At 40.1% G+C, this 13,650-nt stretch carries 17 protein-coding genes; 5 read left to right on the top strand and 12 right to left on the bottom strand.

The genetic code is table 11. The annotated features are described in order from the left end of the window. Positions 1 to 202: 202 nt before the first annotated feature. The 6 genes from dnaK to M72_RS00220 all read right to left on the bottom strand — a co-directional run bounded on the left by dnaK (position 203) and on the right by M72_RS00220 (position 5,652). Positions 203 to 1,960, bottom strand: coding sequence for a molecular chaperone DnaK (gene dnaK / locus M72_RS00240; RefSeq protein ID WP_055066798.1), 1,758 nt, complete (start codon positions 1,958 to 1,960; stop codon positions 203 to 205). Between the two features lie 100 nt (positions 1,961 to 2,060). Further along, positions 2,061 to 2,390: a hypothetical protein gene (locus M72_RS00235; RefSeq protein ID WP_022045733.1), complete on the bottom strand. Its 330-nt coding sequence runs from the start codon at positions 2,388 to 2,390 to the stop codon at positions 2,061 to 2,063. A gap of 147 nt (positions 2,391 to 2,537) precedes the next feature. Continuing rightward, positions 2,538 to 2,687 carry a hypothetical protein gene (locus M72_RS16995; protein WP_176694752.1) on the bottom strand — a complete coding sequence of 50 codons (150 nt, stop codon included), beginning with the start codon at positions 2,685 to 2,687 and terminating at the stop codon, positions 2,538 to 2,540. Between the two features lie 39 nt (positions 2,688 to 2,726). Beyond that, a complete protein-coding gene (locus tag M72_RS00230; protein ID WP_055066752.1) occupies positions 2,727 to 2,960 on the bottom strand; it encodes an AAA family ATPase in 234 nt (77 codons plus the stop codon). A gap of 327 nt (positions 2,961 to 3,287) precedes the next feature. Next, complete coding sequence (locus tag M72_RS00225) at positions 3,288 to 4,304, bottom strand: threonine aldolase family protein (protein WP_055066751.1); 1,017 nt, start codon at positions 4,302 to 4,304, stop codon at positions 3,288 to 3,290. Next, a complete protein-coding gene (locus M72_RS00220; RefSeq protein ID WP_243142538.1) occupies positions 4,291 to 5,652 on the bottom strand; it encodes an ATP-binding protein in 1,362 nt (453 codons plus the stop codon). The genes M72_RS00225 and M72_RS00220 overlap by 14 nt, the downstream gene beginning before the upstream one ends. A gap of 323 nt (positions 5,653 to 5,975) precedes the next feature. Here M72_RS00220 and M72_RS00215 point away from each other — a divergent pair, with 323 nt between their 5' ends. After that, positions 5,976 to 7,169, top strand: coding sequence for an ATP-binding protein (locus tag M72_RS00215; protein WP_055066749.1), 1,194 nt, complete (start codon positions 5,976 to 5,978; stop codon positions 7,167 to 7,169). Between the two features lie 338 nt (positions 7,170 to 7,507). On the opposite strand, the gene M72_RS00210 is transcribed toward M72_RS00215, so the two are convergent. Genes M72_RS00210 through M72_RS00200 form a run of 3 tightly spaced genes read right to left on the bottom strand, consistent with a single transcriptional unit; the run spans position 7,508 to position 9,946 of the window. Then, positions 7,508 to 8,131, bottom strand: a complete 624-nt coding sequence (locus M72_RS00210) for an ABC transporter ATP-binding protein (RefSeq protein WP_055066748.1) — start codon at positions 8,129 to 8,131, stop codon at positions 7,508 to 7,510. After that, positions 8,124 to 9,029, bottom strand: a complete 906-nt coding sequence (locus M72_RS16990; RefSeq protein ID WP_055066747.1) for a hypothetical protein — start codon at positions 9,027 to 9,029, stop codon at positions 8,124 to 8,126. The genes M72_RS00210 and M72_RS16990 overlap by 8 nt, the downstream gene beginning before the upstream one ends. Then, a complete protein-coding gene (locus M72_RS00200) occupies positions 9,026 to 9,946 on the bottom strand; it encodes a hypothetical protein (protein WP_055066746.1) in 921 nt (306 codons plus the stop codon). Before M72_RS00200 ends, M72_RS16990 begins: the two co-directional genes overlap by 4 nt. A 149-nt stretch (positions 9,947 to 10,095) precedes the next feature. On the opposite strand from M72_RS00200, the gene M72_RS00195 reads away from it, so the two are divergent. Both M72_RS00195 and M72_RS00190 read left to right on the top strand, forming a co-directional pair. After that, positions 10,096 to 10,434, top strand: a complete 339-nt coding sequence (locus tag M72_RS00195; RefSeq protein WP_055066745.1) for a PadR family transcriptional regulator — start codon at positions 10,096 to 10,098, stop codon at positions 10,432 to 10,434. Between the two features lie 16 nt (positions 10,435 to 10,450). After that, a complete protein-coding gene (locus M72_RS00190) occupies positions 10,451 to 10,846 on the top strand; it encodes a DUF6120 family protein (protein ID WP_022045795.1) in 396 nt (131 codons plus the stop codon). 136 nt (positions 10,847 to 10,982) lie between these two features. Here the strand turns inward: M72_RS00190 and M72_RS00185 are convergent, their stop codons facing one another. The 3 genes from M72_RS00185 to M72_RS00175 all read right to left on the bottom strand — a co-directional run bounded on the left by M72_RS00185 (position 10,983) and on the right by M72_RS00175 (position 12,626). Further along, on the bottom strand, positions 10,983 to 11,603 hold the full coding sequence (locus M72_RS00185) for a hypothetical protein (RefSeq protein WP_055066744.1): 621 nt from the start codon (positions 11,601 to 11,603) through the stop codon (positions 10,983 to 10,985). A gap of 152 nt (positions 11,604 to 11,755) precedes the next feature. Further along, on the bottom strand, positions 11,756 to 12,316 hold the full coding sequence (locus tag M72_RS00180; RefSeq protein WP_141652670.1) for a hypothetical protein: 561 nt from the start codon (positions 12,314 to 12,316) through the stop codon (positions 11,756 to 11,758). Positions 12,317 to 12,359: 43 nt separating this feature from the next. Then, on the bottom strand, positions 12,360 to 12,626 hold the full coding sequence (locus M72_RS00175) for a hypothetical protein (RefSeq protein ID WP_055066742.1): 267 nt from the start codon (positions 12,624 to 12,626) through the stop codon (positions 12,360 to 12,362). Between the two features lie 149 nt (positions 12,627 to 12,775). Here M72_RS00175 and M72_RS00170 point away from each other — a divergent pair, with 149 nt between their 5' ends. Together M72_RS00170 and M72_RS00165 are read left to right on the top strand one after the other, a co-directional pair. Continuing rightward, a complete protein-coding gene (locus tag M72_RS00170) occupies positions 12,776 to 13,144 on the top strand; it encodes a PadR family transcriptional regulator (protein ID WP_055066741.1) in 369 nt (122 codons plus the stop codon). Further along, positions 13,131 to 13,523, top strand: coding sequence for a DUF6120 family protein (locus M72_RS00165; protein ID WP_055066740.1), 393 nt, complete (start codon positions 13,131 to 13,133; stop codon positions 13,521 to 13,523). The genes M72_RS00170 and M72_RS00165 overlap by 14 nt, the downstream gene beginning before the upstream one ends. Positions 13,524 to 13,650 lie beyond the last annotated feature (127 nt).

Below are 13,650 nucleotides of genomic sequence, written 5' to 3'. Positions count from 1 at the left end.
AATACCTCCATTTTTATTTACGTTTGTTTTTATCTGTCAGCCTTAATATAGCACAGTTCAAAAGCAAACGCAAGTATAAAACAAAAGAGAATAAAAGTTAGTGCAAATAAATAAAAGGCACGGATACGGTTCTCTGCCTTTTGACAGAAAACGTATCTGTGCCTTTTTATATCAAAACAGCTTTCTTTATGATGGAAACCTTTTATATTCCAAGCACTCCTGCAGCACTGCGCAGTTCCTCGGCTGCCCGCTGCAGCTCAGCCGCCTGCTCTTCGGACACATTTCCCGGCTTTGTACGGCTGACCAGTTTCTTTACATAAGAAAGGCTGCTCTTGATCTGGTGACGCGCACCACTGTCGATGGTCTTTTTCTTCTCTTTATAAGCTACTTCCACCTGACGGATCAACGTGTCGGCCTCGCTTCGCGCATCAATATAAGCTTTTCTCTGCCCGTCTGTTGCTTCATATTCCGCGGCTTCTCTTATCGCGCGGTCAATCTCTGCGTCTGACAAATTAGAACTTGCCGTGATTGTGATCTCCTGATGCCGTCCGGTTCCCAGATCCTTTGCGGAAACCTGTACAATACCGTTCGCATCAATATCAAACGTTACCTCTATCTGCGGCACACCCGCCGGCGCCGGTTTAATGCCCCGCAGCTGGAACCGCCCAAGCAGCTTGTTGTCTCTGGCAAACTGACGCTCGCCCTGCAGTACTTTGATATCCACAGATGTCTGGAAATTTCCGGCAGTTGTAAACACTTTACTGAACCGTGTCGGAATCGTGGTATTCCGGTCAATCAGCTTCGTTGAAACACCTCCTACCGTCTCAATGGAAAGCGAAAGTGGTGTGACATCCATCAGGATAATCTCTGCCGCCTGTGATCCTGCCATCAGCGCACCGCCAAGTTTTCCACCCTGCACAGCCGCTCCCAGTGCCACACATTCATCCGGGTTTAAGTTGCGTGAAGGTTCTTTTCCTGTCAGTCTGCGCACTTCCTCGAACACCGCCGGTACACGGGTAGACCCGCCTACGAGAAGCACCATGCCAAGGTCTGCCGCCGTGATTCCGGCATCCGAAAGCGCCTGCTGCACCGGCCCTGCCGTGCGCTCAATGAGATCCATCGTCAGTTCCTCAAATTTTGCACGCGTCAGGGTCATTTCCATGTGCTTTGGCTCACCCTTTACGGTCGCAATAAACGGCAGGTTGATGCCCGTTGTGGAAGAGGAGGACAATACCTTTTTTGCCTTTTCCGCCTCCTCACGCACACGCTGCATGGCCGTCGCATCTTTCCGCAGATCCACACGCTCCGTGCGCTGGAATTCCGATACCAGATACTCCGTGATGCGCGCATCGAAATCATCCCCACCGAGGTGATTGTCTCCCGCGGTGGCAAGTACTTCGATGAGGTTGTCCCCGATTTCAATAACCGATACGTCAAATGTGCCGCCACCAAGATCATACACCAGAATTTTCTGTGGCTCCCCGTGATCCAGTCCGTATGCCAGTGCCGCAGATGTCGGCTCGTTGATAATCCGAAGAACATTTAATCCGGCAATCTTTCCGGCATCCTTTGTCGCCTGTCGCTGGGAATCACTGAAATATGCCGGTACGGTAATCACCGCATCCGAAACTGTTTCCCCCAGATATTCCTCCGCATCTTTTTTGAGTTTGCGCAGGATCATCGCGGAAATCTCCTGCGGCGTATACTGTTTGCCATCTATTTTTGCCCGGAACGCACTTCCCATCTCACGCTTAATGGAGAAAAATGTCCGGTCTACATTGACAGCTGCCTGTCGTCTGGCAGCATCTCCCACCAGACGCTCTCCGTTTTTGGTAAATGCCACAACCGATGGTGTGGTCCGCGAGCCTTCCGCGTTTGTGATCACAACCGGCTGATCATTTTCCAAAACAGCGACACAGCTGTTTGTGGTTCCTAAATCAATCCCAATTACCTTACCCAAGGTCTCTTCCTCCCTACACTTCGTGATATATACAACTGTAAGGCTGGAAATGCCATGCGTCAAGGTTTCCGGCAGATATTTCACTTATTGTTTATACTTTTCATAATTCCTTCTGAATTACCACATCTCCGTGATACATCAGGAAGCGAAGCCCCACGGTCTTTTTGAGATCTCCATGTCCATGGTGCTTCATGTTTCCTGCCACAACTGCAATATTGGCATCTCCCTCTGTATTTGTACGGTCAAATGTAAACAGCGTGGAATTATGGTATTCCACCACCTCCGTATCCACTCCCAGATAATCCGACAATTCCGCACGCGCCCCGATCCGCAGGATATGTCCTCCTGCAATTGCGACACCCCCGTCAATTTCTTTTTTGCTCTGTGGGATTACCACACCGTCGCAGAGTATGATCATTTCTGCATCCATAGATTCGCCTCCTTTTTGACTCTTTTTTCGTTATATAAAAGAAGAGCTTCCTCTTATCCGAGAAAGCTCCTTTGCTAATCACCTGTTCTGTTTACGCCTACTGTAGCAGAAAACGATTGGAAACGCAAGTACACTCCCGTACCTTTTTCATACTACAAAAATACCAACTGCCAGTATTCTTCCTGTATACTCTCTGTTCCCGGCAATCTTTGGTACAAACCTGAGTGCATACTTTTTATCTTTTATTTGTGCAATAGCCTCATCCGGTGTATGATCTACCTTTAATTCCAGAATCATACAATCAGCAGTTTTATCACTTCTGTGTTATGGGCAAATTCAAGTATTTTTTCCATCACCTGAATCCGGTATCTTTTGAAAAAAAGAGCTGATCATGTTCGCCATAATTGTCTTTCCGAATCTGCGTGGTCTGGTGATACAGATATGACGATTTCCCGCACTTACATACGGAAACAGTTCCCTGAGCATAAGTGTTTTATCCACAAAATACGCGCTTAAGCACTCACTTTTATACAAAGTATATGGAGTTATGCTGTTCAAATATGTTCCCATAGTGTTGGCTCCTTTTCAACATAATTATCTTTTTCTGTATATTTTATTATACATGATGGCAGATATTTTTACGAGCCAATTACAAAATTTACTGCAACTGAATATGTCCACTCTTCATCCAATATACCTCATCACACAGTGAATACCCAGTCAGTCTCTTCCGTCACTACTTTATGGTATGTGACTGTACATGCTTCTTTTACCTATAACGGAACTTTACAGTAAAAAGAAAGCCGTGATGCATCCTGATATGCACCACGGTTTTTCATACCCGTAAATATCATAAATCTCCGGCATATAATTTTATTGTGTCAGGCACCACATGTTTCACAACTTTTCGATGTCCGTAACCAGCATATCAACCTCGTCCTCCGTTGTTGCCCAGCTCGTACAGAAACGCTGCGTATCACCTTCGTCTTCAAAATAATACTTTTGCGCAAGCTCCTGCTTCTGCTGCTCCGTCAGAATAACAAACTGCTGGTTGGTAAAGCTCTCCACCGCAAACGGAACACCCTTGTCCTCAAACGCTTTCTTAATCTGCATCGCAAGCACATCGGCGCGCTTCGCAGCCTCAAAATACTCGCCGCTCTCCAGCATCGTTGCAAACTGCAGTCCCATCAGCCAGCCTTTCGCAAGTACTGCACCATTCTGCTTCATGTAGGCCTTAAAGCGATACTTCAGATCCTGCGCAGTAATAATGAGCGCCTCGCCGAACAAAGCGCCACACTTTGTTCCGCCAATATAAAATACATCCGTCAATTCCGCAAAATCCTTCAAAGTAAGATCATTTTTCTCCGATCCAAGTCCATATCCCATGCGCGCGCCATCCACGAAAAGATACATCCCATATTTTGTGCACACATCATGGATCTCCTTAATTTCCTTCTTCGAATAAAGTGTACCTTTTTCTGTCGGGAAAGACAGATATACCATCTTCGGTTCGGTCAGATACTCCGGCTCGTCCTGATCGTAATACGCCTTGGCGCAAGCGGCGATCTGCTGCGCGGTAATCTTGCCATCTGTATTCGGAAGTTCCAGAATCTTGTGTCCGGTGTTCTCGATGGACGCCGCCTCGTGACAATTGATATGTCCGGTATCTGCAGCGATCACGCTTTGCACCGAAGATAATGCAGCAGCGATCACGACATAATTCGCCTGCGTGGCTCCCGGAATGAATTTGATCAATGCATCGTCATTATCGACCAGCTTCTTTATGATGGTTTCCGCTTTATCGCACCACTCATCTTCCCCGTATCCGGCGTAGCTTGTGCTGTTCGTTGCGCCAAGTTCCTTCAATATGGATGCAAATGCTCCATGGTTGTAATCGTTATTAAATCTTATCATTTCTTACATACTCCTGTTCAATTAGAAAAGGCATCAAATAAAATGGTTTCAGTAACAAGTTTTCTTCCTTTCCAACATCCTTCTGCGACAATAAATATATATCATGCACATTTTTCGAAAACTTTTTATCGAATACCTTTATCGACTCATGTTTTCCAGATCCAGATGATTTAATTTCGAAAGCGTTCACTTTGCTTCCTTCCGAGATCAGGAAATCCACTTCATAATAATGCGTACTGCCTGACTTTTCCCATGTGTGATAGAAAAGCTCTCTGCCAGATGCCGCGATCATTTGTGCAACCAGATTTTCATATAAGAATCCGAGATTAGCCGGTAATTTGTCAGAAAGCAGCTTTGCGTACACATCATTTTCTGTCACCGGTCGATCCATAAACATCAATGTAACAAACAATCCTGTATCTGCGAGGTAGAGTTTGTAACTGTCAAAATCCTTTGTGTCTGCTAAACTCACACGTGGATCGGTTGAATTATAACACGGCAAAATTGTTTTTGAATCAATCAGCTCATATAATAATTCCTCTGTTTTTGCTTTACTCTTCTTCCCGATTGCTGTTGAAATCCGATATTTTTTTGAATCTTTGGCGAGCTGCGCCGGAATCGAATGATACAATGCAGAAATTCTTCCAGACGCATCAATTTTCTTAAAATCATCTTCATACAATGATATGATCTGTCTCTTGACCATATCAATTTCCGAGAAATTCTTACCTTCCGTGTATGCTTCTACCGCCTGCGGCATTCCCCCAACAGCCATATAAATACGCAGATCTCGCATTAATTTTCGATTCGTTGCCTGTCCGATTGCAGATCCTGTACCATAAATCTGGCGCAAGAGTTCATAATTACCTCCTGTGGCATCACAAAATTCTTCATAGTCCATCGGATATACCTGTATCTTCATCTCCTCCGACGGAATCAAAATGTCTTTTACATTTTTCTTAATCGAGATTAGAGATCCCGTTTCCAGATAACTATATCTGCCATCTGCCACCAGATGCTTGATAGCCTGCCTTGCCTGTGGAAAAAGCTGTACTTCATCAAATATGATCAATGATTCATGTTCGTATAAAGTCACTCCTGTTTCGGCCTGAAGACGCAAAAAGAACATATTTAAATTTCCCACATCCTCAAAACAACTGCGTATATTGTCCGTTGTCTTTGAGAAATCAATCAAAAGATAAGACTTGTATTCATTTTGCCCAAAAGACTCCGCGATCGTTGATTTACCGACTCGTTTGGCCCCCTCTAGCAAAGCCGCATATTTGTCTGAGTATTTTGCTTTCCATTCTAACAATCTGTCATATGCTTTCCGTTTAAAATACATCATTACCTCCCAAATATATCCTTGTTATAACATGAACCGGGCATTTCTTCAAGATTATATTTTGCGTTTTTGTCCGTTTCTTCAAGATTTTCATCAAAAAAAGCACCCTTGTCTGATATGATACCTCTAAAGTAGACAGATTAAATATTTATTGTGTCAGGCACCTCTGATTTCTGATTTCAGGTGCTTATTACCTGAAAATGAATATTTTTTAAAAAGTGGGAATAGAATAATGACAGAAGATACAGATTGTGTTAATATTTGTTTGAAAATTATATTACCGAAAAATAGAAAAAATTCGAAAAGTGGGAATAGGGGATGGCACCATGCAGCTTATAGTAAGAAAAAAGTATTTAGATGAACTGATTGAATTGTATGGGACACCAGATATAAAAGTTATCACGGGGATCAGACGAAGCGGCAAATCCGTATTGCTGCAAGAGTTTGTTACATACTTGCAGTCATTAGAGGAACCGATAAATATTGTAATGATAAACCTTCAGGAATTAGAGTTTGATTATTTGTTAGAATATCACGCACTGCATAAGTACATTCTCGATCAATACAAAGAGGGAATGACGAATGTTTTATTGATAGATGAGGTTCAGTTGTGCCCTCAGTTTGAGCTTGCAATCAATAGTATTTACGCCAAAGGAATCTATGATATTTACATTACCGGTTCAAATGCATTTTTGCTGAGTTCAGATTTGGCAACACTTTTTACCGGAAGAACGATGGAAATAAAGGTATATCCATTTTCTTTCATGGAATATCTAACTTATTATGAAATTACAGATGGATATGACGATGCATTTGATCAGTATGTCCGAACTGGTGGCATGCCGGGGGCTTATGTATATAAGACTGAGGATAGACAGTATGACTATGTTAGAGATGTGTATTCAACCATTCTTGTCAGAGACTTGGTAGAAAAGTATAAGATAAGAAATAAATCAGAGTTTACCAATATATCAGAATTTATGATGGATAATATTGGTAACTTACTTTCTCCAAATAATATCAGCAAAACCTTAAACAATGACCGAAGTGAGATAACCCGAAAGACGGTATCGAAATATATTGGTTATTTGGAAAATGCTTTTCTGTTCTATGAGGCAAAACGGTATGATTTAAAGGGGAAAAAATACCTAGCGAACAATAGCAAGTATTATCTTTGCGATTCATCATTCCGTTATGCAGTCAATGGTACACGAAACATGGATTTTGGAAGAGTTTATGAGAATATTGTTTATCTAGAGTTACGCAGAAGAGGATATGAGGTATATGTTGGCAAACTCTATAAAAGAGAAGTGGACTTTGTAGCTAAGAAACGTGAGGCACAAATATATATTCAGGTAAGCGATAATATTTCGGATGAAAAAACATTTGAAAGAGAACATTCACCACTGCTTGCAATAAGGGATGCATATCCTAAGATGATAATTGCAAGGACGCATCATGAAACCTATGATTATCAAGGTGTGCAAGTTGTTGATATTTGCAGATGGTTACGGGAATAATATCATTTCCTAGCGGAACAGCGCTCCGCTCATGCGGAGCGAGTGCTCTGTTTTTGCGGAATATGCAGCTATCGAACAAAACTTCGAACAACTGGCTTAATGGCATTGCCTCTGACAACAATGTGATCATTTCTGCACCATAGATTCGCCTCCCTGATCCTTTATGATTTATACAGCAAAAAGAGCTTTCTCTTATCCCGAGAAAGCTCCTTTGCTAATCATCTGTTCTGTATAAGCCTACTGTAGCAGAAAACGATTGGAAACACAAGTACACTCCAATACCTTTTTCATACTACAAAAATATGCCATTTCTTATTCTTTTTCTGATAACTTTGACATCATTTATTTTCCTTCGACGGTAAAACATGTCCATTCTTCATCCAATATACCTCATCACACAGTGATTGGATATCCTCCGGATAATGGGATGCAATAAGAACCAGCTTTCCACGCTTCTTTTCCTCCAAAATGCGCTTGCGGGCCTCCTGCACCGAATCTGCATCCAGCGCGCTGAGCGGTTCATCCAGTATCAATACTTTCGGATCTTCCAGAAAAGCCATGGAAAGTGCAAGCTTTTGCTTCATACCGAGCGAATACTTCCCCACCGCCTTCTTATCCGACGGGTCTAAGCCAAACATCTCCAATACCGTGCGAATGCGCTGATCATCTGCGACTTTCCGATAGGCCGCAATGATTTCCAGATTCTTTTTTGCTGAATAATATGGTATGTACTCCGGACGCTCAATGATGAAACCAACATCCTGCATCAGATCCTTCTGTTCCCTGCCATCTACCAGAATGGTCCCGGAAGTCTTGTGCATCAGTCCCAATAATACCTTGAACAATACCGTTTTTCCACTGCCATTATCTCCGACAAATCCATAGATATGACCGGATTCCAGTGCCAGGTTAATGTCTGTCAGAAGCGATACACCCTTTATTGTTTTGTTAATATTATTCATCTCGATCCTCATCGCCCAAATCCCCTTTCCTGTAATAAAGCATAATTCCTGCTCCGGTGATGACACATAAAAGAATGCCCGCAATAATACCATAGCGCATCCATGGCATAAATTCATCCGATTTTAGACAGGTTGTAAACAATGGTGTTATGGTAGCCTTTGATATACGAATATAACTGCGTTTATTTCCAATCGGATGTGCTGAATTCCAATAAGTAAATACATCATTCATATATAGTTTTACATAGCCTGCAATCGCTGCCAAAAGAATAACAATCCCCATTCCATTGCGCGTTTTACCAGTAATTAATGTTACCAGTAAAGCCAGCAATCCCAGAAAAATAAACCCAATCGTACTTCGCAAACAGATTAATCCTGCTACAAGCAGTGTTGGATATTTGCCTGCTCCAACCGGTATATTAATCCATGTAATTGTAGATAATCCATTGGCTGCAAGCTGTCTTTGCTGGATATCCATAAATTTAGGCCATGCCAATGAAAAGTCATGAAACCAGATCCCCCCAACAAGGATGGTAAGCATTACAAACCAAATAACATAAAGAATCGAAAAGGCTATAATTTTTCCTATGGCATACTTTGCCGCCCGCATACGGGACTGACACCGCATCATGGTCTGCCTTTCTATAAATGCATCCTTAACGATATCTGGAATCAATAATATATATCCAACAAAAAAGACTGAAAGATAAAATGAAAAATAACTGAATGTATGCATTAACAATAAAATAACCGTCATTCTTCCCACTTGTTGCCCGGATGACTGAATATAGTTATTGGATACCTGTTCAATCAACGAAACAACGAAAAGTAGCGAAATAGCAATTAATTTTATTCGAAACACCGGTTTGCGAACAACCGCCCCTATAGTTTCTCTCATACCTGTCTGATCTCCTCTCCGAGATAATACCGAACTACTTTAGATTCCATCCCTTTTCCAATACATAGCATTAAAATAATCAAAAAGATCACAATGCACCGGCTTAATAAGTTTCCAAATGAAATATATGCTCCTGTTATGTTATAAAAATATGCCAGCACATTTGCGGCAACAGAATCTCTTCCAAACAACAGGGAAATTGCATAAAGTCCCCCACACCCGGTCTCCATAATGATCATTGGCATTGCATATACAAGAACCCGTGCATCTGATACAAATGCAATTATCGCTCCTAACAACCCAAACAAACATCCCGTCAAAAAGAAGCTGACCATTCCCAACAATACAAGTTCAACGTGTCCTGCTGATTTTGTAAGAATATGGATGCCAAAATAAACCGTCTCGCTTTCCGATCCAAATTCGGGTGTAAGATACACTTGCATTGCATCTTTCCATAATGGATTTTGTCCTATCCCAATGTCTGTCAACAGATATAAGCTTATCAGAATAGCTACCGCAAGAAGTCCCCCAAGCAGTCCACTTGCGACAAAATGACTCCAGTAATAGGAATGAAACCCTCTTTTTTGTATAATCTGATAACAATATCCGTCTTTTCGCTCATCTATTATCGTTCCAGCATATGCTATTACTCCAATAAATGGGAAAAAAGTAATAAACAGATCCATTGATAAAATACCGATACGAACAGCAAATGGAGCCATCGAAATTGAGTCCAATTTCCAGTCAAACGTTCCATATCCATTATAATATTTTTGTAATGGATATATGATGTCAAGTGTAAGAAACACTACAAAAACAATTGTAACTACCCCAACAATGCCCCAAAACCGCTTACTGCAAAATCCCCTACGGATATCCAGCCACAGCATAGAAGCAGTGGAACCTTCTTTTTTCATTATTATTCTCCTGTGTTTGAATATTTAATTACTTGTTACATTTTCACGTTAGCATATTCGATTGTGTATGTCAACTATATTTTAGTTTTTCTATATATTGACTTATTATCTTATTTAATTTACAATACACTCAAAATAAGGAAAAGCCTATGAACAACAAAAGTAACTTCCGGCGCGGTTCCGTCGAATTGTTAATTTTGCATCTGCTCAGCCAGCAGGACTATTATGGTTATGAAATATCCACCCTGATCCGGGAACAGACCGATGGATACCTGAATATTCCAGTTGGTTCTTTGTATCCCGCCCTCTACAAATTAATAGATGCCGGATATATTTCAGACTACAAAAAACAGGTGGGACGCCGTCAGGTGAATGTTTATTATCATCTGGAAGACAGTGGCCGCACGCATCTGCAACAACTTTTGGAGGATTATTACGCGACTGCCAATGCAATCCAACAGGTATTGAAATATACGGTTACACAGTAGAAAAAAGGGGGATACAATGACCAAGGATAAAATTACGGATGAATATATAAAGGCTGTGCAGAAACAGTTTAAGCACTACCATGCCGCAGACACAAGATTTATTTCTGATTTGAAAGACGCTGTCATTTCTTATGCAGCGCAACAGGATTCTCTCGATTATGAACAGCTTGTCTCACAGTTTGGAGATCCACAGGAACTGGTAAACGATTATTTTTCGGAGCAATCAATTGATAAGCAAAAAAGAAGCCTGCGCTTTTCACGAAATGTCAAAATAACCTGTACCATTGTAATTTTGATTGTCTTGGGGTGTACTGGCATTTTCTTTTATACTCTCAATCATTTAGCCCAAGAAGAGAGAAATGCTTTTATTCACCGAGAAATCATTATTTTAAAGGAGGATGATACCCAATGAAAAACCAGTTAAATTCTTCATCTCTTTATTACGTTCTCCTGCCAACAAAAAACCGTGATGCATCCTGATATGCACCACGGTTTTTCATACCTGCAAATTATAAATATCTGGCATATATCCCCCCCCGGCTCTGATTTCATATCCCTGAGACAATGGAATCATGGCTCCATGCATATTCTACCGATAGATATACCTTTTCCCCTTTATATTCATAAAATTTTTGTTCTTTTCCATCCAGAAACAATCTGTCATAGTCTGTATCAGCTGCACCGCTTGAACCTCTGATAATTCCCATATCACTGATTCCCTCAATTGCACGGGCCGTAAAAGCATGCGCATACACTTTCTTATTTGACGCATCAAAAATTCTGCAGTCATTATAATCCGTACTGTTTTTTATATAAACAGCTAATTCATATTCTCCATCATTATCCCAGTCTGCCACCAGAAATTCTGCCCACTGGGGCCGATACCCTTCTTTTGTCAATGTTTTTATAAAAGAATTCTTATCATATTCTTTTCCTTTTTCCACATCAAAGAATGTTTGATTATCTGAAAAAATTTTCTGTATCTTCTGCGGAAGTTTTTCCAGATCCTTTTGTGTAGAATGAACCTGTTTCCAATCCTCTTCCTGTGTTTCCGTAGATAAGACAGCTGTTTCTGTATTATTTTTCTGTTCTTGATCTGCAGGAGCTTTGCAACCCGCAAATAATAAACAGACCGTTATAATAATTACCGGTAATGCTTTCTTTGACATTATTTATCCCTTCAAATCCAATTAAAAATTTTTTAGAGCATCATATATTTTTTTTGAATATGCTCGTCTTTGTGCATATTCTTTTTGTTTTGGCTTCTCTACATTACCTAAAAATGCATCTGACACTTTATTATCATATGTACTTAAATATTTTAGAATTTGAAGCTTTTGGCCCACTCAATCATATCTTCCTTTGTATAGTTCCGAGTATTCAACGCTAATATATATCCTGTTTTTTTATTTTCCTTTACTAAATAAAGTACCCAATACTGCCCAGTCTGATCAATTTCTAAAATATTTGTTCCGTTATTTTTTTCCTTTTCCAACGCGGCAGCTGAATATAAATCATAATCTACTTTAATTAAATATCCCGGAGCACACAGTCCATCAACTTGCCCATAATCTTCTACATTTGAATGATTATTGAAATATACCTGTTGTATCTTCCCATCTTTTATCTTTCCCCAATCATCTGATGTGTTGAACTTTTGAATATATCCTGCTGAAATCATATATTTAGCACAAGTCGCCTCTGAGCCAACCTTATATGCATTTGGTGTAAAAAACAAAGTATTATCCACCTTATTTTCAACCCAACCGTCTAACAATTGATATTCAAAATCAGATTTTTGATCACTTGTTTTACCACAACCACAAAGACATAAACTTAATAATAGTCCAAGTATAAATAATTTATGTTTATTTTTCATCATCGTTCTCCAACGTTCAATATCTTATATTGCATCCTTTTGATCCTTATGCTACCTTATATCCTACCACAGCTATTATCTTTCGCCCTTTCTTAATAAATGCAATCTTCTTTCCTTCATTCTGTAAATCTTCAACCGCTATTTTTATATTTTTCTCTAACTCATGGATTTGTTTATATTTTTCGACGTAATAACCATTCGTTGCTGCATTTACATTGTTAATTTCATTAACAAATATAGTTTCCAACTGTTCCAAGTCAATTTTCTGCTTTGGTACATAAGAAAAAATATCTAATACACTATATTCTTCCATTCATCCTCCAAGATATCATCATTGCTTGTTATGTTTTCACGTTAGCATATTCAATTATCTATGTCAACTATATTTTAGTTTTTCTATACATTGTTTTATTATCTTGTTTGTTTTATAATACGTTTATCTAATTAGATAAGGAGAAACCTATGAACAACAAAAGTAACTTCCGGCGCGGTTCCGTCGAATTGTTAATTTTGCATCTGCTTAGCCAGCAGGACTATTATGGTTATGAAATATCCACCCTGATCCGGGAACAGACCGATGGATACCTGAATATTCCAGTTGGTTCTTTGTATCCCGCCCTCTACAAATTAATAGATGCCGGATATATTTCAGACTACAAAAAACAGGTTGGACGCCGTCAGGTGAATGTTTATTATCACCTGGAAGACAGTGGCCGCACGCATCTTCAACAACTTTTGGAGGATTATTACGCGACTGCCAATGCGATCCAACAGGTATTGAAATATACGGTTACACAGGAGGAAGAAGGGGGAGACAATGACCAAGGATAAAATTACGGATAAATATATAAAGGCTGTGCAGAAGCAGTTTAAACACTACCATACCACAGACGCAAGATTTATTTCTGATTTGAAAGACGCTGTCATTTCTTATGCAGCGCAACAGGATTCTCTCGATTATGAACAGCTTGTCTCACAGTTTGGAGATCCACAGGAACTGGTAAACGATTATTTTTCGGAGCAATCTATTGATAAGCAAAAGAAAAATGTGTGTTTTACATGGAATATAAAAACGATCTGTATCATCATTACCGTTTTCGTTTTGATATTCTCATCCATATATATCTACAACATAAATGTACAACACAAAAAGGAATTAGATACTTTTATACAAAAAGAAGTAACTATATTAAAGGAGGACCCTCAATGATAAAATCAGGTAAATTTATTTCTGCTTTATTACTTTCTTCTGCACTTATATGTGCCACAATACCCAGTCAGTCTCTTTAGGCTCAAACCGTCACAGTTACAAAAGAAGCCATTTCCGATGATCTCTA

This window comes from Roseburia faecis, assembly GCF_001406815.1.
GTDB classification, from domain to species: Bacteria; Bacillota; Clostridia; order Lachnospirales; family Lachnospiraceae; genus Roseburia; species Roseburia faecis.
The sequence above is the reverse complement of the archived record's forward strand: the minus strand, read 5'-3'. Positions and strand labels throughout refer to the sequence as shown.